The sequence below is a fragment of the Streptomyces sp. NPDC051452 genome (assembly GCF_044454765.1).
GTDB lineage: Bacteria > Actinomycetota > Actinomycetes > Streptomycetales > Streptomycetaceae > Streptomyces.
In genome coordinates, this window is record NZ_JBITEB010000003.1 from 491,093 (window position 1) to 508,680 (window position 17,588).

Consider the following 17,588-nt stretch of genomic DNA (forward strand, 5'->3'; position numbering starts at 1 on the left):
CTCACCCGTAGGAGAACCACCCGCATGCGGAAGATACTCGTCGTCGGAGCCGGCCAGTCCGGACTCCAGCTCGCCCTCGGCCTCCAGTCGCACGGCTACGAGGTCACTTTGATGTCGAACCGGACCGCGGACGAGATCCGTTCCGGCCGCGTCATGTCGACGCAGTGCATGTTCGACACCGCCCTGCGGCACGAGCGCGATCTCCAGCTGAACTTCTGGGAGTCCCAGGCCCCGAAGATCGAGGGGCTCGGCGTCTCGGTCGCGGCCCCCGGCTCGCACGACCCGGGCCCCACCCAGCGGGCGATCGACTGGGTGGGCAGGCTGGACGGGTACGCGCAGTCGGTCGACCAGCGGGTGAAGATGGCCGGCTGGATGGAGACCTTCGCCCAGCGCGGCGGCCAGCTGGTCATCCACGGCGCGGCCGTCGGCGACCTCGACTACTTCTCCCGCACCTACGACCTGGTGCTGGTCGCGGCCGGCAAGGGCGAGCTGGTGTCGATGTTCGCCCGCGACCCGGAGCGCTCCCCCTACGCCGAGCCGCAGCGCGCCCTCGCGGTGGCCTACGTCCACGGGCTGGGCCCGCGCCCGGAGCACCCCGACTTCGACGCGGTCCGCTGCAACCTTGTCCCCGGCGTCGGCGAGCTGTTCATCATGCCGACGTTCACCACCTCCGGCCGTGCCGACATCCTGTTCTGGGAGGGCATACCCGGCGGCCCGCTCGACGCCTTCCGCGGCGTGAAGGACCCGGCGGAGCACCTCTCCCTGACCCTGGAACTCATGGAGAAGTTCACACCCTGGGAGTACGCGCGGGCGACGAAGGTCGAGCTGACGGACGCGGGCGGCACGCTGGCGGGCCGTTACGCCCCCACCGTCCGCAACCCCGTCGGCCGTCTCCCCTCCGGCGGCCTGGTCCTCGGAGTCGCCGACGTCGTCGTCGCCAACGACCCGATCACCGGACAGGGCTCCAACTCGGCCTCCAAGTGCGCGGCCGCCTACCTCGCGTCCATCCTGGAGCGGGGGGACCAGCCGTTCGACGAGGCGTGGATGCGCGCCACGTTCGACCGGTACTGGGCCACCGCCCAGCACGTCACCAAGTGGACCAACGCCATGCTGGCGCCGCCGCCGGAGCACGTCCTGAACCTCATCGGGGCGGCCGGCCAACTGCAGCCCGTGGCGGACCGGTTCGCCAACGCCTTCAACGACCCGGCCGACTTCGATAACTTCTTCTACGACCCGGAGAAGACCGGCGCCTACCTGGCCTCGGTGACCGGAGCCTGACACCCCTCTGACCTGGCCTGCGACCGTCGTCGTCGGTCGCCTTCGCACGGCCCACGGACGGCCCCGGCATGCGCCGGGGCCGTCTTCCGGTTGCCGGGAGGCCGTCCTCAGTCTCCGTCGCCGGCGGGACGGGTCCTGGCGAACGCTCCGGCCCGGATCTGAAGCACCGCACCGAGCACGACGAGTCCCAGGGCAACGGCGGAAACAACCAGCCCCACACCGGAGGAGACGCCGAGAAGTCTGGTTCCGCCGTCCAGGACGAAGCCGCCCCCCATCGCGATCCGACCCCAACCGGACCTGCGTGAACGCGCGTGCGGTGCGACTCCCCGGCCGGTCAAGGCCAACACGCCGACGACCACCGCAAAGCAGCCGGCTCCCAAAATGATCCACGCGACCATGGCACCCCTCCGCGGGGAGGCTACTGCACGGGCGTGGCCCGCGGCCCGGCGGTGCCGTAAAACACCAGCCGGGGCGCCCTCGCCATCGCGGAGCCCGAGCGCCGCCGCCGGAGGCCTCGCTCCCGGCGTGGCCGCTCTCCACGGTGGTCGACTCGTGGTCCGGCTAGCCTCGTGGGCGCGTGTCGTCCGGACGGACCGCGCCGAGCACCGGGTAGGACGCCAGAGGGGAGACCTGCACCCTCTCGCCGGGTCTCGGCGCCTGGACGACCTTGCCGTCGCCCACGTACATCGCCACGTGCGTCGCCTCCGGGAAGTAGACCACGAGGTCGCCGGGGCGCAGCTGTCTCAGCGGGACGCGTTCCAGCTGCCGCCACTGCTCCTGGCTGGTGCGCGGGATCGGTGTGCCCGCCCGCTCCCAGGCCCGCGAGGTCAGGCCCGAGCAGTCGTAGGCCGCGGGGCCCTGCGCGCCCCACTGGTAGGGCTTGCCGAGCTGGTCCAGGGCATAGCTGACGGCGCGGTCGCCCGCGGGGGAGGCGGGGCGGTCCTCGGGGAGGGCGCCGGCGGTGCCGAGCCGCTGCTGGGCCTCGGAGACGCCCTGCTCCTCAAGGCGTGACACCGCGGCGAGCTGGGCGGGGGTGAGGGAGGCCAGCAGGCGTTCGACCTCGTCCAGGCCGGCCCGGACGTCGTCGCGTGCCCTGCGTTGCCGGCCGGCGAGGGTCAGCTGGGTGTCGAGCGCCTCGCGGGCCTCCCGGGCGAGGACGTCCTTGCGCTTCTCCGCCGTGGTCAGCCGGGCCACCGTACGGGCCCGCTGGCGGGACAGCTCGCCGATGACATGGCCCTCGTCCAGCGCGTGCTGCGGGTCCGGGGCCAGGAGCACGCGGACGTAGGGGCCGAGGCCGCCGCTGCTCTGGTACTGCTGCCGGGCCAGCCGGCCGGCGTCGGTCCGGCTGCCCCGCAGCGCGAGGCGGGCGCGGGCCAGCTCGCCGTCGAGGCGGGCCACCTCGGCCCGCTGCCGCCGCAGCTGCTCGGCGGTGGCGTTGTAGGACTCGGTGGCCTGCTCGGTCTGCCGGTACAGCCGCTGGAGATCCGTCAGCAGCTGGGAGACCGACCGCTCGGGTGCCGGCGCGGCCACCGCCGGCACGGGCGCGAGGACGGCCTGGGCCACCACCGCGGCCGTACAGGCCAGGCGCAGAAGTCTTCCTGACACGTCATCACCTCCGATGCGGGGGAAGCGGACGGTCCGCCTCTCGTCGCAAGGTGATAATCAGACGTGTCGGTCGATCACGGGGTAAGTCTGCGCCACATGGCGCAGCGGTTTCACCCGTCGGGGTCGTCCGGCTTGCCGGACGGCGCGCTGTGTGGCTTGGTGGCCGGTTTCGTCCAGGGCCACTTGAGGCCGCCGCCGGAGACGTCGTCCGGGTCGTAGCGGTACTTCCATCCCTTGATCAGTCCCAGCCGCCTGGTGTGCCCCCTCGGCTCGCGGCGGTAGACCAGCACCGTGGGCGGGCCGCCGTCGGCGCCGGGGACGGGGATGCGGTACGTCTTCGGCGGGTGCCCGGTCGGACCGAGCAGCACGGGCAGCACACGGCCGTCCATCGGGCCGCCCTCGAAGGGGGTGTCCTGGCTCTTCACGGCTCCAGTGTCAGCCTTCCTCGGCCAGCGCGCCGACGACGGCCGCCGTCTGCGGGTCACGGCCGGCGGTGACCGCGAGGACGGCCACGAACTGCTCCACCAGCCAGTCCCGCAGCTCCTCGACCGGCGGCAGCTTGTCCTCGTCCAGCCAGATCAGCGAGGCCGCCTCCACGGCCGTGATCCACGTCCGGACCGTCATCCGCAGCCGCGGACCGGGGTCGGGGACTCCCAGATGGCTGTAGATGTGCTCGGCGGCGGCCCGGCGCACCCCGTCCACGATGGCGGTCGTCCGGGACGTCTCCACCACGCTGCCGCCCTGCAACAGCGCGCTGAAACCGGTGCCGTGCCCGTCCACGAAGGCCAGATAGCGGTCGAGCGCGTGGGACAGCCGGGGCAGCAGCGGGCCCTCGCGGGGCTCGTCGAAGCACTGCCGCAGCTCCTCGGCGGCGGACCGCAGGGCGGCCTCGTACAGCTGCTGCTTGCCACCGGGGAAGTACCGGTACACCAGCGGGCGCGAGACCCCGGCCGCCTCCGCCACGTCGTCCAGGGACACGTCCTCGGGCGCGCGGTGCGCGAAGAGGGACAGGGCGGCGTCGAGGAGCTGGCTGCGCCGCTCCTCGACGCTCAGGCGGCGGTAGGCGGGGGTGGCGGCCGGGGTCATGACCGGCAGCCTAATCGCCGCGGGGGCGCGGCACGGCGGCCACGCGTCCACTCCGGCCACCCGCGACCACCCGGGGCCGGGGTCAGGCCAGCAGCCCCGAGGACCTCCACAGCCGCCGCCCCACGCCCCGCAGCACCCCGATGTCGTCCAGGAAGTCCGTCAGCCGCTTCGCGCCCGTCTGCATGACCTCCCGGCGGTGCCCGCTCGCCTTCACCTGGGCCATCGCCTCCCGCTTGTCCAGGCCGACGTTCGCGTACACGTCCGGGTTCACGAAGGCGACCGAGAACACCCGCGCGAACTCCCCGGAGGTGACCCGGGTGAACTCCTGCGACCACTTGGGGGCGGTCACCATCTGGCGCCGCAGCTCCTCACGGGCGTACCGGACATGGCGCGCCTCCTCCACGACGTGGATCCGCGTGACGCCCCGGACCAGGGGCTGCACCCGCTCGTCGGGGAAGGTCAGCCGCTGCATCCAGTCCAGGATCTCCTCGCCGAGCAGCGTGGCCGTGAAGGAGCCGGGGGTCGTCGAGACGGTCTTGAACACCCGGCCGAGGTTCAGGTGCGCCCGGCTCACCGGGTACCAGGGCGTGTCGCCCCGCGAGATCAGCCGCGCGAACATCTTCGAGTGCCGGCACTCGTCCTCGATCTCGGTGAGCGCGTAGCGCACGTGCGCGCTCGTCGCCGCCTTGTCGTAGATGTGCCGGACGAGCAGCTGCATCAGGATGATCTCGAACCAGATGCCGAGCGAGGCGAGGGCCGCGGCTTCGTGCTGGGAGAGCAGGATGCGCTGTTCCTCGCTCATCCGCTTCCACATCGGGGTGCCGTACAGCGACACCAGCTCCGGCGGCCAGAACCACTTGCCCGGCTCGAAGGGCGCCTCCCAGTCCAGCTCCTCGTCCGGGTCGAAGGAGTGCTTGGCGGAGGAGGCCAGCAGCCGTTCGGCCACCTGCTCCCGGTCCTTGAGCAGGCCGAGCGCGTCGCGCAGGCCGTCCAGCGCGTCCGCTTCCGTCAGGGTCGTCATGGCTCCCTCACCTCGTTACCCGGGGGTACGTCGTCCGCCTCTTATGAGACTGCCTGTCAGCAAGGCCGTCAATCCCCTGTGCGCGACTTGTTGACGACGCGTCGGGGCGCCGGACCGGGGTCCGTGTGTCACCCGGGTGCAGTAGCGTGCTGGCGTGTCCATGCCTCCGCCGCAGCAGCCGCGGCATCCGAACCAGCCGCAGCAGCAACCGAACCAGCCGCAGCCCGCCTACGGTGAGCAGCCCGCGTACGGCCAGCAGCCTCCCTACGGCCAGCAGCCCGGGTACGGCCAACAGCCCCCGCAGGGCCAGCAGCCCCCGCAGGGCCAGCAGCCCGGGTACGGTCAGGTGCCGCCGCAGCCCGCCCCGGGCCCGTACGGCTCCCCCTACCCCCAGCAGCAGCCGTACCCCGGCCAGCCCCAGCAGCCGTACCCCGGGTGGGGTGGTACGCCGCCCATGGCCCCGCCTCCCAAGAAGCGCCGGGTCGGTCTGGTGCTCGGGATCGTGGGCGGTGTCATCGCGGCGGTCGTCGCCGTGCTCGTCGTGCTCGGCACGGTCGCCGAGAGCGGCTTCCCCGAGGCCAAGAACAAGCTCACCCTGCCCAGGACGCTGCTGGACGGGCAGTACCAGCTCGGCCGCGACATGTCCGCCTCCGAGGGCAAGAAGATCGAGAACGAGGCCGACGGCGCCTGGGACGCCAAGGACATGCGCGGCGTGGTCGGCAGCTACACCCTGGGCGGCGACCAGTCCAAGGGCACCCTGGTGGTCTCGGGCATGTACGGCCGGTTCAAGAACTCCGACGCGGCCCGGCACAACATGATGAAGGGCGCCGCCCAGAGCGACAGCGCGACCGTCGCCGTCCCGGCGAAGGACTTCGACCTGGACGTCACGATCAGCTGCCAGGTGCTGACCCAGAACCAGCTCGGCACGAAGATCACCCTGCCCATGTGCGCCTGGGCCGACGGCAACACGGGTGCCACGATCGCCGAGGTGACCACGGCCGGCGTCTCGCAGAACCCGTCGGACGTGGACCTCGCGGCGCTCGCGAAGAAGACGCTCCGGATCCGCTCCGAGACGGTCAAGCCGATCGACTGACCGCCCCCGGGTCGGTCCACACGCTGAGGGCGCACGGCATCGGGCCGTGCGCCCTCATACGTCGGATCCGACAGCGGGCCCACCGGGAGCCCACCGCTGGACGGTGGCCGAAGGGTGGAGGCCGTGGGGGCCGTCGCCGCCCGGAGAGCCGCTCACAGTCCGAGAACCGCGCGCATCACATCCCGGGCGATGGGCGCCGCGTCCCCGCCGCCGCTGATCTCGCCCCGGTCCGCCGAGGCGTCCTCCACGACCACGGCGACCGCCACCCCCGGCTCCACGGCGTCGTCGGCCTGCGCCCAGGAGACGAACCACGCGTACGGCACACCGGAGTTGCCGACCCCGTGCTGGGCGGTGCCGGTCTTGCCGCCGACCGTGGCGCCGGGGATCGCCGCCTGGGTGCCCGTGCCCTCCTCGACCACGTCGGTCATCAACTCCTTCAGCCGCTCGGCCGTGGACAGCCGCATCACCTGGCGAACCGGCCGCGGCCCGGCCCCGGCGACCGTCTCGCCGCCCTTGCGGGTGGTCCGCTCCACCAGATACGGCGAGCGCAACTGACCGTCGTTCGCGACGGCCGACGCGACCATCGCCATCTGCAACGGCGTGGCCCGCGTGTTGTACTGCCCGATCGAGGACAGCGCCAGCTGCGCCTTGTCCACGTGCCGGTCGAAAGTGCTGGGCGAGACGGAGAACGGAATGCGCACACCTGTGTCGTTGAACCCGAACCCCTCGGCCGTCGACACCATGCCCTCCGCCCCCACGTCCACACCGAGCTTGGCGAACACGGTGTTGCAGGACCACTCGAAGGCCGTCCGCAGCGAGGCGTCCCGGCAGCCGTCGGCCTCGTTGGTCAGCCGGGTCGTGGTGCCCGGCAGCCGGTAGGGATCGGGGGAGCGCGTCCGCGCGTCCAGGTCCGTGATCACCCCGGCGTCCAGCGCCGCCGCCGCCGTGACCACCTTGAACGTCGAGCCCGGCGGATACGTCTGCCGTACCGCCCGGTTGAGCATCGGCTTCTCCGGATCGTGGTTGAGTCGCGCCCACGCCGACGTCACCGCCTCGCCGTTGCCCGACAGCGCCGCGGGGTCGTACGACGGGCTGGTCACCAGCGCCAGGACACGGCCCGTCGCCGGCTCGATCGCGGCCACCGCGCCCTTGCGCCCGGCGAGACCCCGGTACGCCGCTTCCTGGGCCCGCCGGTTCAGGGTGGTCACGACGTCACCGCCCGGACTGGGCTTGCGCGTCACGTCGTTCCACAGCGGGAGCGCGGACAGCATCGGATCGGTGCCGGCGAGCACCCCGTCCTCGGCGTGCTCCAGGAAGGTGGTGCCGTACAGCTGCGAGGCGAAGCCGGTGACCGGGGCGAACAACGGCCCGTTGCGGTAGGTGCGTTCGTAACGGAGCTGCTCACCGGTGTCCAGGGACCCGGTGACCGGCTCGCCCCCGACCAGGATGTCACCGCGCGGCTGCTGGTAACGGGCGATCGAGGGACGGCGGTTGGCGGGATTGTCGTCGTAGACGCGGGACTGAACCAGTTGCACCCGGGCGGCGTTGACCAGCAGGGCCGCCAGCAGCAGGGTGCAGAACGCGCAGGCGTGCCGGATGTAGCGGGCCATCGGGCGGCCGCCGGTGTGCTCGGTCACGGGGCCTCCCGGCCGTCGTACTGGCTGCGCGCCGAGTCGCTCACCCGGATCAGCAGCGCCACGATCGCCCAGTTGGTGACCACCGAGGAGCCGCCCTGGGCGAGGAACGGCATCGCCATGCCGGTCAGCGGGATCAGGCCGGTGACCCCGCCCGCGATCACGAACACCTGGAGCGCGAGGATCGAGGCCAGCCCGACCGCGAGGAGCCGGCCGAACGGCTCGCGCAGGGCGAGCCCCGCCCGGTAGCCGCGCTCCACGAGCAGCGCGTACAGCAGGATGATCGCCGCGAGTCCCGCCAGGCCCAGTTCCTCGCCCGCCGTGGCCAGGATGAAGTCCGACTTGGTGGCGAAGCCGATGAGGACGGAGTGCCCGAGCCCGAGGCCGGTGCCGAGGAACCCGCCCGCCGCGAAGGCGAACAGGGACTGGGCGAGCTGGTTGGGGCCCTGCCCGGCCTCGATGGTGGCGAAGGGGTGCAGCCAGTCCTCGAACCGGCCGTTCACATGCGGTTCGAGCCGGCCGACGGCGACGGCGCCGAGCACCGCCAGCGTCAGCCCGACCGCGATCCAGCCGGTGCGGCCGGTGGCGACGTAGAGCAGCACCACGAACAGGCCGAAGAACAGCAGTGAGGTGCCGAGGTCGCGTTCCAGGACCAGCACGCCGACGCTCAGCAGCCAGATCGTCACGATGGGGCCGAGCACCCGCCCGGTCGGGAACTGCATCCGCCACACCCGGCGGCCCGTGTACGCGAGGGCGTTGCGGTTGGCGGCCAGATAGGCGGCGAAGAACACCGCGAGCAGCACCTTCGCGAACTCGCCCGGCTGGATGGAGAATCCGGCGATCCGGATCCAGATGCGGGCGCCGTTGACGGCCGGGAAGAGGATCGGCAGCAACAGCAGGGCCAGGGCAGCGACCACGCACACGTAGGAGTAGCGCTGGAGCACCCGGTGGTCGCGCAGTACCAGGACGACGGCGATGAACAGGCTCACCCCCAGCGTGGACCACACCAGTTGGGTGGGAGCCGCCCGGTCGCCCGGGGTCTCCAGGTCCAGTCGGTAGATCAGCACCAGCCCGAGGCCGTTGAGCAGCACACCGATCGGCAGCGGCAGCGGATCGGCGTACGGCGCCCGGATGCGGACCGCGATATGCGCGCACAGGGCGAGCACACCGAGCCCGGCCCCGTATCCCGCGGCACCGGGCGGCACGGTGCCGGTCCGTGCCAGCCCCACCGCGCAGTAGCCGTACACGGAGAGCAGGACGGCCAGCACGATCAGCGCGAGTTCGATGCCGCGGCGCCGGGGGAGGCGCACGGCGGGCGCGGGAGCCTGGGCCGCCGCCAGAGTGGTTCCGGCCTTCATCATGCCCGGAACCTACCCAAACAGGACGACTCCCGCCCCAAGCCACCCACCCCGCGTGGCGAACCCCCACACCGGCTTCCCCGTTTCCCGGGGGCCGCGACCAGCGACGGCCACGTTCCGGCACCGCTCACCGCAGCCCCCTCGGGGGCGCGGGGAACTGCGCGCTTGGCCCAATCGGTCCCACACCCGGACCACGAGCCGCGCTCCCCGCAAGGGGGCCGACGGGCGGGGTCGGTCGAAGGCCGCGCCCACGGCGTCCAAGAGGTGGTTCAGGGCGCCCCGCGAGAGGCGCACCGAGCCGGTGAACGAGAGGAACCCGTGGACGGCTCCCGCGACGGGGAGGTGCTGGGCCGGGACGCCGGCGGCGGCCGGCTCGCGGGCGTAGCGGCCGCCCTCACGGCCGCGAGGCGCACCGCAGGCTCGCGAGGCCCACCACCCGCACGACGTGGCGAGCGCGCGCCGACGCGTCCTTGCCCGCACCCCCTCCCTCGGCCGAACCGCTCCGCCCCGGGAGAGGCGGCCACCTTCCGGCACCGCTCACCGCGGCTTCGCCAGGGCCGCGGGGAACTGCGGGTTCAGCCGGATCGGGTCCGCAACCACACACCGCGAGCCGCACCACCCCTCACCCCTCACCGCCCTCCGCACAGGGCAACACCAGCCGCGCCACCGCCCCACCCTCGTCCGCGTCGAGGAACGTCAGTCGCGCGCCCAGCACCTCCGCCTGCCCCAGCGCAATGGTCAGACCGAGCCCGTGCCCCTTGGCCCCACCCTCCGTACGGAACCGCTGCGGCCCATGAGCCAGCAGGTACTCCGGATACCCACCCCCGTGATCCCGTACGGTCACCACCGGGCCGTCCACCGTCAGCACCACCGGCGGAGCACCATGCTTGTGCGCGTTGGTCACCAGATTCCCCAGCACCCGCTCCAGCCGCCGCCGGTCGCTCTCCACCCGCACGTCCCGCACGATCCGTACCTCGGTGTCCGTACCGGACGCCCGCACCACCCGCCGGGCCAGCGCCCCCAGCTCCTCGGTGTCGACCTCGAGCCGCTCCCGGCCGGTGTCCAGCCGGGAGATCTCCAGCAGATCCTCGGTGAGCGTGCGCAGTGCCGCCACCCGGTCCCGCACCAGCTCCGTCGGCCGGCCCGGCGGCAGCAGCTCGGCCGCGGCGTGCAGGCCGGTCAGCGGGGTACGCAGCTCGTGCGCCACGTCCGCGGTGAAGCGCTGCTCGCTCTGGAGCTTGCCCTGAAGGGACGACGCCATGGAGTCCAGCGCCGCCGCCACCACGGCCACCTCGTCCTGCGACCGGGACGGATTCTGCGTACGCGGGTCGTTCACCCGGGCGTCCAGATCACCGGCGCTGATCCGCCGCGCCACCCGCGCGGTGCCGTGCAGCCGCCGGGTCACCCGCGTCACCGCGAACACGCCGACCAGCACGGTGGCCCCGATCGCGAGCCCGGACGACCACAGGATCGCGTTGTCGAGCCCGGCGATGGTCCCCGACTGCTGCGAGTAGTCGACCTCCACCGCGAGCGCCCGGTGCCCGGCGGCCGGACCCGCCGCCCACATCGAGGGGTGCCCCCGGTGCGTCGAGACCATCGTGCCGCGCCGACCGCCCGCCGCCAGGTTCCGCAGCGGCGCGGGCAGCCCTTCGGGGTCCACCCCGGCGCCCGGCAGCAGCCGGTCCCCGGCCTCGTAGGCCTCGGTGGCGTCCGCGAGCCGGGACAGCGCGAGGTCGCGGGCCTGGCCCACGGTCTGGTTGGTCACCGAGACGTGCACCAGCACGCCGAGCAGCGCGGCCAGCGCACAGCACATCACCGTGATGAACGCGGCCGCCTTCACGGCGAGCGGACCGGCCCACCGGGGCAGCGCCAACCTCATCGCGCGCTCGCGTACGAATCGGCGGCCGGCGAAGACGGCGAAGACGGCGAAGACGGCGAAGACGGCGAAGACGGCGAAGACGGCGAAGACGGCGAAGACGGCGAAGACAGGGAAGACGACGAGGACGGAGCCGGCGACGGCGAGGGAGACGCGGACGGCTTCTTGCTGTGCCGCCCCCCACCGGTGTGCAGATACTCGTCACGGGAGAACGTCATCGCCCGCTGCCCCGGATCCCACACCCAGGTGGTGCGGTACTCGTACCCGGAGATGTCCGCCGGCGAGCGTTCGATCAGCGCCCGCCCGGCCAGCTCGACCCCGAGGATCGCGTCGTTGTCGGCCAGCACCTGCACCAGCCGGTGGTTCTCGACGGTGTACACGCGCACCGCCGTCTGATTGGTCGGGTAGAGCCGGAAGCCGAGCGTCAGATCGGCCCGCCCGTCGCCCGTGAGATCCCGGTAGTACGGCTTCAGCAGCGGGCAGCGCGCCTTGTCCCCACCCGGCCGGCACTCCTTCATCCGGTCCACGGTCGCGTGGTAGGCGCCCTTGGAGCCGTAGTCGTCGGGATGCGCCGCGATCTCCGCCTCGACGACGTCCACCGGGTCGACGCGGCGGATGTCGTCACCGGGCACCGCCACTCCCTTGACGACCGCCCGGGTCGCGACGTCGTACGGGTAGGCCGGGCTGGCGGCCGGCCTGAGGTCGGGCCAGAGCCTCGCGGGACTGACGGCGGTCGGGGTGGCCCCGGAGCCCTGCAAACCGCCGGTGTCCCCGCAGGCCGTCGCGGTCGCCGACAGCAGGGCGACGGCGACCGCGGCGAGGGCGGTGCGGGTGGGACGGCGGGCTGGCACGGTGCTCCTGGGGCGTCGGGGTCGGGAGGGAGACCCCGTACACCTTAATTCGTAGAATCGTAGATTCGTGCGGAAGTGGTATCAGATCACAATGGAAGTCCGATTTGTACACCGCGTCCCGCCGCTGGTCACGGTGCCGGTCACTATGCCGGACATGGTGCGGGTCGCGGTGCTGGACATGGTGCGGGTCACGGTGCCGGTCACTGTGCGGGTCGCGGTGCTGGGAGGAAGGCTACTCGGCCAGCTCCTCCAGCAACCGCGCGGTGGAAAGGCCCGCCCGCAGGTACTCGACGAACAGCTCGTTGTGCAGCGCCCACGCCGAGCGCCGGGCGCGGATCAGCCGGATCGCCTCCTCGGCCGAGTGCCCGCGTCGCGTGAGAGCGTGCCCGATGACCAGACCGGACCGGTTGTAACCATGGTGGCAGCGCACGAGTACCCGCCGGCCGGCGTCCAGCGACTCGTCCACCGCGCGGGCCAGCCGCATCACCCCGGCGAGCTGCGTCCCGTCCAGCGGACCGTCCGGGATCGGCCACACATGATGCTCCACGCCCGGATCCGGCCCGTACCCCGCCACCCGCAGCAGCGACTGCACCACGTCGAACTCGTCGCGCACCACGACGCGCTCCAGGCGCCCCGGACGGACCAGGTACTCCTGGCCGCCCATCCACAGGCCGGGCACGATCTCGCTCCACGGGCGCTCCGGCGCCGGCGGTATGCCGGGCTGCCTTCCCTGGGTACGCACCGGCGCCTCCCCAACTCCCCCGCACAGGGCCGTCATCCACGGTAACCGGTCTTGCCCCGGGAGCACCCCGCCTGTTCCCATGGTCGAGGGGTGATGGCGCATGAGCGGACTGCGCGTGGTGCCGGCATTCCGGCACCACCGGGAACGGCTGTACGTCTGCCGCCCGGACGGCGGCAACGTCGCCTGGTACGACCGTGAGGCCGGCCGGGTCAACCTGCTCGGCGAGGACAGCCGCGACGAGGTGCTCGCGGTCCTCAAGCCGTTCCTGACCGGCCCGGTGACCGTGGGCCCGCCACCGGTCCCGACCCCGGCGGAACTGGCCCGGCTGACCCTGCACCCGGACGACGACCTGGCGCCCAACCGCCCCGGCGAGGCCCTGCTCGTCGCCATCGATCGCGACCCGGGCCCCGGCCGCCGGCTGCGCCCCGACCCGCGCCGGCGCGCCCTGGCTGCCGAGGAGACCGTCGGGAAGGTTCTGGACGGGCTGGAGGGCGCGGGCTGGCACACCCTGCACTCGGTGCCGCTCCCCGGCGGCGCCCGCATCCACCACCTGCTGATCGGCCCCGGCGGCGTGTTCGCCGTCCACGCCCTGTACGCCCGCAAGACCCGGGTCCTGGTCGCCGGCCCGATGGTCACCCTGGGCCGCCGCGAGGCCGAGCCGCTGCTGCGCGGGCTGCGCGCCGACGCCGACCGCGCCTCGTACGCCCTGACGGCCGAGGTCCGTCCGGTGCTGGCCCTGGCGGGCCCGGCCCGGCTGACCGTGACCGCCGAGCCCCGGGGGATGCGGATCCTCCAGGATCCGGAGCTGGGCACCCTGGCCGGCCTGGGCGGGGTGCTGAAACCGGCGGACGTGGAGGCGCTGCACGCGATGGCCCGGGACCGGAACACGTGGGGGAGGGTTTAGCCCCCCGGAAACAGCCCTTCGGAAGGGGTGACGGCGCCGGCGCGAGGGGCGCGGGTCAGGGCAGCGCTGCCGCCCGCCCGCGCTCCAGCAGCGGGGCCATCAGATCCCCCAGGTCCCGCAGGCGCGGGGCGATGTCCTCGGCCTGGAATTCCAGCCGGCCGGGATCGTCGCACTCCTCGACCTCCGCCCAGGTCACCGGCGTGGACACCAGGGGAGCGTGACGGGCGCGCACGGTGTAGGGCGTGGCCGTGGTCTTGCGGGCCGCGTTCTGGCTCCAGTCGACGAACACCTTCCCCGGCCGCAGGCTCTTCGTCATCCGGTGCACCACCAGATCGGGCATCGCCCGTTCCGCCTCCACCGCCAGCGCCTTGGCGTACTCGGACGTCCGTTCGGGGGAACTCCCGCGCACCGCGGCCAGCAGGTGCAGCCCCTTCGACCCGGCGGTCTTCGGGTACGCCTCGATCCCGTCCGCCGCGAGCCGCTCGCGAAGCCACAGGGCCACCTCGCAGCACTCGACGACGGTCGCCGGAGCGCCCGGGTCCAGGTCGAACACCAGCCGGTCGGCCTCCTCCGGGTTCTGCACCAGCCACTGGTGGGTGTGGAACTCGGCGACCAGGTTCGCCGCCCAGACCAGACTCGGCAGGTCCTGCACCAGCACCATCCGGGCCGGTCCCTCCGTCGACGACCGCAGGACCTCGGCGGTCGTGACCCAGTCGGGCGTACCCGGCGGCACGTTCTTGGTGAAGAACCGCTGCCCCTGCGGGCCGTCCGGATAGCGCAGGAAGGACACCGCGCGATCGCGCAGATGCGGCAACAGGACATCGGCGCTGGTCGCGTAGTAGTGCAGCAGCTCTCCCTTGGTGAAGCCGGTCTCCGGATAGAGCACCTTCTCCAGGTTGCTGAGCGCGACGCGCCGCCCCTCCACCTCCGTGATAGGCGTCATAGGATGACAATCCCAGATCGACCGGACAAAACGGTAAAGGAAGGGTGCGGCACGTGCGATCGATATGGAACGGCGCCATCTCCTTCGGTCTCGTCAGCATCCCGATCAAACTGGTGAACGCGACCGAGAGCCACTCGATCGCCTTCCGCCAGATCCACACCGAGGACAACGGCCGCATCCGCTACCGCAAGGTGTGCGAACTGGAGGACCGCGAGGTCACCCAGGCCGAGATCGGCAAGGCGTACGAGGACGCGGACGGCACGATGATCCCGATCACCGACGACGACCTCACCCACCTGCCCATCCCCACCGCCCGCACGATCGAGATCGTCGCCTTCGTGCCGGGCGACCGGATCGACCCGCTCCAGATGGGCTCCGCCTACTACCTGGCGGCCGGCGGGGCCCCGGCCGCCAAGCCGTACACCCTCCTGCGGGAGGCCCTTAAACGCAGCAACAAGGTCGCCATCGCCAAGTTCGCGCTGCGCGGCCGGGAGCGCCTGGGCATGCTGCGGGTGGTCGGCGACGCCATCGCCATGCACGGCCTGCTCTGGCCGGACGAGGTGCGCGCGCCCGAGGGCGTGGCCCCGGACGCCGACGTCACCATCCGCGACAAGGAACTCGATCTCGCCGACGCCCTCATGGACACGCTCGGCGAGGTCGACCTGACGGACCTGCACGACGAGTACCGCGAGGCGCTGGAGGAGGTCATCGCCGCGAAGGCCTCCGGCGAGGCCCCGCCCGGGATGCCCGAACCGGCGACCGGGGGCAAGGTCCTGGATCTGATGGCGGCGCTGGAGAACAGTGTGCGGGCGGCCCGGGAGTCGCGGGGCGCGGAGCCGTCTCCCGGCGGCGAGGCCGAGGTCAGGCCGCTGTCACGGGGCCGGGCCGCGCCCAAGGAGACCGGGGGCAAGAAGTCGACGTCCACGGCGAAGAAGACGGCCGCCGCCAAGAAGCCGGCGGCCACCCGGAAGTCGACCTCCAAGACCGCGCAGGGCACGAGGAAGACGACGACGGCGAAGAGCACGACGACGAAGACTGCTACGGCGAAGAACGCGACGACGAAGAACGCGACGACGAAGAACGGGATCGCAAAGAGCACGACGGCGAGGAGCGGGGCGTCCGCGAAGAAGACGGCGGCGAAGAAGACGGCGTCACGCAAGCGCTCGGCTTGAGAGCGGTAGGCGGCCCCTGCCGTCGGATGGGCCGCCTACCGCTGGACGTCCCTGCCGCCGGACGTCCCGACCGCCGGGCGGCCCGTACGATCGACGGTCGGAGTCGTACGGGAAGTTCACGGAGGGAGCCACAGTTGGCCTCGAACCGGTCCGCCGGCGCGGACGCGAGGCGGGAGGCCAGACGGGCACCCCGCCCTCTGCCGACCCCTGTCTCGGCCCCCGCCCCGACCTCCGTGTCGGCCCTCCTCCCGGCCCCCGTTTCGCCGTCGGAGGCGCTGCCGGGCACGCTGCCGGATCCGTTGCCGGAGCCGGCCGTCGAGGACCTCCGCCTGGAGACGGTACTGGGCGCGCTCAGCGACCCCTTGCGGCTGCGGATCGTACGCAAGCTGCTCCTGGAGTCCGAGGAGTACGACCACACCTGCGGCTGGTTCGGCCTGGACCGCCCCAAGTCCTCGCTGACCCACCACTTCAAGGCGCTGCGCGAGGCGGGGATCACCCGGCAGCGCCAGTACGGCCTGGAGCGCCGGAGTCAGATCCGGATCACCGACCTGGACGCGCGCTTCCCGGGCTTGCTGAACCTGGTGGCCACCTGGACCCCACCGGCCACCCCCTGACCGACAAAGAGATCGATAAAAAGATCCACAAAGGATCCATATAAAGATCCATACAAAGATCGACAAGATCGACAAAAAGGGGGTCTTCCCTTTCACCCTTCGGCGGGGGTAGGTTCCGCTTACCCCGCGAGCGCGTCCCAAAAGACGCCGGCCCACCAGTTCCGGACGGCAGGCCACGCGGGGGCCAACTACCGGCGCGCGACAGCGGCCGGGTTCACCGCGGCGGCGTCACAGGCGCGAAGGCCTGCGCCGGTGGCGGCGGCTCAGCTGAGCCGCCGCCCCAGCTTCGCGGACTGCCGGTTGTGCCCCTTGGTGTCCCACCACTCCTCCAGGTGCGCGTGGACGAGGTGCACGAGCTGCCGCAGTCGGTCGGGAGGCGGCGCGGGCGAGGTGAGCACGTCCACCCAGGATCTGTCGTCCCAGGGCAGGGCGACCACCCAACGCTCATCCGGGTGGCCCTGGCGGCCCACGGTCAGCCGGTACGTCAACGTCACGCCGCGGTTCGGCTGGTGCTCGACCGTCATCTCGCTGACGTCGAAACGGAGCCCGTCAGCAGCGACGTACGACCGACTCAGGGCCTCCTCGGCTGGCGTCTTCTCCGGCACGGGAGTCACCCATCCTTTCGCCTCGGCCCACGCCTCGACAGGCCGTATGGCCACATGACCGTCTGACCGTCTAGCAGGCCGCGACACCGGCGACGGCCGGCTGATCGACCTTGTAGGCCGTCAGGAGGTCGTTGTTACCGCCCGGAGTGCCGAGGATGGTGCGGAACTTCTCCACCCGCGGGCACTGGTTGAGGTAGGTGGAGTAGCCACCGCGCCCGTTGGGGGATCCGGTCCCGATGGCCGCGGCTATCTTCCGGTCCATGGTGCTGTTCCAGCCGTGCCGCAGCTTAATGTGCTTCCAGCCCCAGGTCTTCGTGCCACAGCGCAGGGTGTAGAAGGTGGGAGGCCCGACGGGCACCTGGCGGTAGTACTTCTTCAGGACGTAGGTGCGGCTGTGGCTCCTGCACTTGGAGTCGAAACTGGCGGCCGCGGCTACCGAGACGCTCCCTCCGGACCCGGAGGCGGCCGCCACGGAGGTGGCGGAGGCGGTGGCGGAGCCGGAGGTGGCGGACGCGGAGCCGGCTGCCGGGATCAGCAGGGCCGACATGGCGGCAGCAAGAGAGAGCCCCGCCTTGACGGAGACGTTGAGACGCACGTGTTCCCCCTAAATCCCCGTGGTCAACGGGGAGTTGACGTACAGCGCCACATCGGCGACGCGGGCTCATTGTTCCGCCGCGGGCCGCACGTCGGTCAACTCAATTACATGCCTGGTTGAGGCCGGCTCGAAGCCCCCCGGAGGACAGCCGACCCTATGGCCGGACACCGTCGGCATCCGGCGCGACCGCCTCTCCGCCCACCCTGAACCC

Annotated in this window: 18 protein-coding genes; 5 read left to right on the forward strand and 13 right to left on the reverse strand. The window is 72.3% G+C overall.

Annotated features, from left to right (window positions below; translation table 11 throughout):
- Positions 1–24: 24 nt before the first annotated feature.
- On the forward strand, positions 25–1,278 hold the full coding sequence (locus tag ACIBA9_RS11635) for a styrene monooxygenase/indole monooxygenase family protein (protein WP_399361908.1): 1,254 nt from the start codon (positions 25–27) through the stop codon (positions 1,276–1,278).
- A gap of 107 nt (positions 1,279–1,385) precedes the next feature.
- Here ACIBA9_RS11635 and ACIBA9_RS11640 read toward each other — a convergent pair whose 3' ends face one another.
- The 5 genes from ACIBA9_RS11640 to ACIBA9_RS11660 all read right to left on the reverse strand — a co-directional run bounded on the left by ACIBA9_RS11640 (position 1,386) and on the right by ACIBA9_RS11660 (position 4,990).
- The gene (locus ACIBA9_RS11640) at positions 1,386–1,676 is read right to left on the reverse strand and encodes a hypothetical protein (protein WP_399361910.1); all 291 of its coding nucleotides are present in this window, start codon (positions 1,674–1,676) and stop codon (positions 1,386–1,388) included.
- A 163-nt stretch (positions 1,677–1,839) separates the two neighbouring features.
- Positions 1,840–2,883, reverse strand: a complete 1,044-nt coding sequence (locus ACIBA9_RS11645) for an NlpC/P60 family protein (RefSeq protein ID WP_399361912.1) — start codon at positions 2,881–2,883, stop codon at positions 1,840–1,842.
- 110 nt (positions 2,884–2,993) lie between these two features.
- Positions 2,994–3,308, reverse strand: coding sequence for a hypothetical protein (locus ACIBA9_RS11650; RefSeq protein ID WP_393901564.1), 315 nt, complete (start codon positions 3,306–3,308; stop codon positions 2,994–2,996).
- A 10-nt stretch (positions 3,309–3,318) separates the two neighbouring features.
- Positions 3,319–3,969 (reverse strand): TetR/AcrR family transcriptional regulator, encoded by a 651-nt coding sequence (locus ACIBA9_RS11655; protein ID WP_393901563.1) that lies wholly within the window; start codon positions 3,967–3,969, stop codon positions 3,319–3,321.
- An 82-nt stretch (positions 3,970–4,051) separates the two neighbouring features.
- On the reverse strand, positions 4,052–4,990 hold the full coding sequence (locus ACIBA9_RS11660) for a diiron oxygenase (protein WP_362160515.1): 939 nt from the start codon (positions 4,988–4,990) through the stop codon (positions 4,052–4,054).
- A 160-nt stretch (positions 4,991–5,150) separates the two neighbouring features.
- On the opposite strand from ACIBA9_RS11660, the gene ACIBA9_RS11665 reads away from it, so the two are divergent.
- Positions 5,151–6,083 carry a hypothetical protein gene (locus ACIBA9_RS11665; protein WP_399362122.1) on the forward strand — a complete coding sequence of 311 codons (933 nt, stop codon included), beginning with the start codon at positions 5,151–5,153 and terminating at the stop codon, positions 6,081–6,083.
- Between the two features lie 152 nt (positions 6,084–6,235).
- Here ACIBA9_RS11665 and ACIBA9_RS11670 read toward each other — a convergent pair whose 3' ends face one another.
- The 5 genes from ACIBA9_RS11670 to ACIBA9_RS11690 form a co-directional block, all read right to left on the reverse strand.
- Positions 6,236–7,693, reverse strand: a complete 1,458-nt coding sequence (locus ACIBA9_RS11670) for a peptidoglycan D,D-transpeptidase FtsI family protein (RefSeq protein WP_399362124.1) — start codon at positions 7,691–7,693, stop codon at positions 6,236–6,238.
- A 23-nt stretch (positions 7,694–7,716) separates the two neighbouring features.
- Positions 7,717–9,078, reverse strand: coding sequence for an FtsW/RodA/SpoVE family cell cycle protein (locus ACIBA9_RS11675; RefSeq protein WP_399361915.1), 1,362 nt, complete (start codon positions 9,076–9,078; stop codon positions 7,717–7,719).
- Positions 9,079–9,697: 619 nt separating this feature from the next.
- Positions 9,698–10,954: an ATP-binding protein gene (locus ACIBA9_RS11680; RefSeq protein WP_399361917.1), complete on the reverse strand. Its 1,257-nt coding sequence runs from the start codon at positions 10,952–10,954 to the stop codon at positions 9,698–9,700.
- On the reverse strand, positions 10,951–11,802 hold the full coding sequence (locus ACIBA9_RS11685) for a hypothetical protein (RefSeq protein ID WP_399361919.1): 852 nt from the start codon (positions 11,800–11,802) through the stop codon (positions 10,951–10,953). The genes ACIBA9_RS11680 and ACIBA9_RS11685 overlap by 4 nt, the downstream gene beginning before the upstream one ends.
- Positions 11,803–12,034: 232 nt before the next feature.
- Positions 12,035–12,544, reverse strand: a complete 510-nt coding sequence (locus tag ACIBA9_RS11690) for a dual specificity protein phosphatase family protein (RefSeq protein ID WP_399361921.1) — start codon at positions 12,542–12,544, stop codon at positions 12,035–12,037.
- Positions 12,545–12,644: 100 nt separating this feature from the next.
- Between ACIBA9_RS11690 and ACIBA9_RS11695 the strand changes: the two genes are divergently transcribed.
- A complete protein-coding gene (locus ACIBA9_RS11695) occupies positions 12,645–13,448 on the forward strand; it encodes a nuclease-related domain-containing protein (protein ID WP_399361923.1) in 804 nt (267 codons plus the stop codon).
- Positions 13,449–13,503: 55 nt separating this feature from the next.
- Here the strand turns inward: ACIBA9_RS11695 and ligD are convergent, their stop codons facing one another.
- Positions 13,504–14,391: a non-homologous end-joining DNA ligase gene (gene ligD, locus ACIBA9_RS11700; RefSeq protein ID WP_393901557.1), complete on the reverse strand. Its 888-nt coding sequence runs from the start codon at positions 14,389–14,391 to the stop codon at positions 13,504–13,506.
- A 53-nt stretch (positions 14,392–14,444) separates the two neighbouring features.
- Between ligD and ACIBA9_RS11705 the strand changes: the two genes are divergently transcribed.
- Together ACIBA9_RS11705 and ACIBA9_RS11710 are read left to right on the forward strand one after the other, a co-directional pair.
- Positions 14,445–15,563, forward strand: coding sequence for a Ku protein (locus tag ACIBA9_RS11705; protein WP_399361926.1), 1,119 nt, complete (start codon positions 14,445–14,447; stop codon positions 15,561–15,563).
- Between the two features lie 233 nt (positions 15,564–15,796).
- Complete coding sequence (locus ACIBA9_RS11710) at positions 15,797–16,177, forward strand: ArsR/SmtB family transcription factor (protein WP_399361928.1); 381 nt, start codon at positions 15,797–15,799, stop codon at positions 16,175–16,177.
- Positions 16,178–16,440: 263 nt separating this feature from the next.
- On the opposite strand, the gene ACIBA9_RS11715 is transcribed toward ACIBA9_RS11710, so the two are convergent.
- A complete protein-coding gene (locus ACIBA9_RS11715; protein WP_399361930.1) occupies positions 16,441–16,782 on the reverse strand; it encodes a hypothetical protein in 342 nt (113 codons plus the stop codon).
- A gap of 70 nt (positions 16,783–16,852) precedes the next feature.
- Entirely contained in the window at positions 16,853–17,377 is a 525-nt protein-coding gene (locus ACIBA9_RS11720; protein ID WP_399361932.1) for a hypothetical protein, read from the reverse strand.
- Between the last annotated feature and the right edge of the window lie 211 nt (positions 17,378–17,588).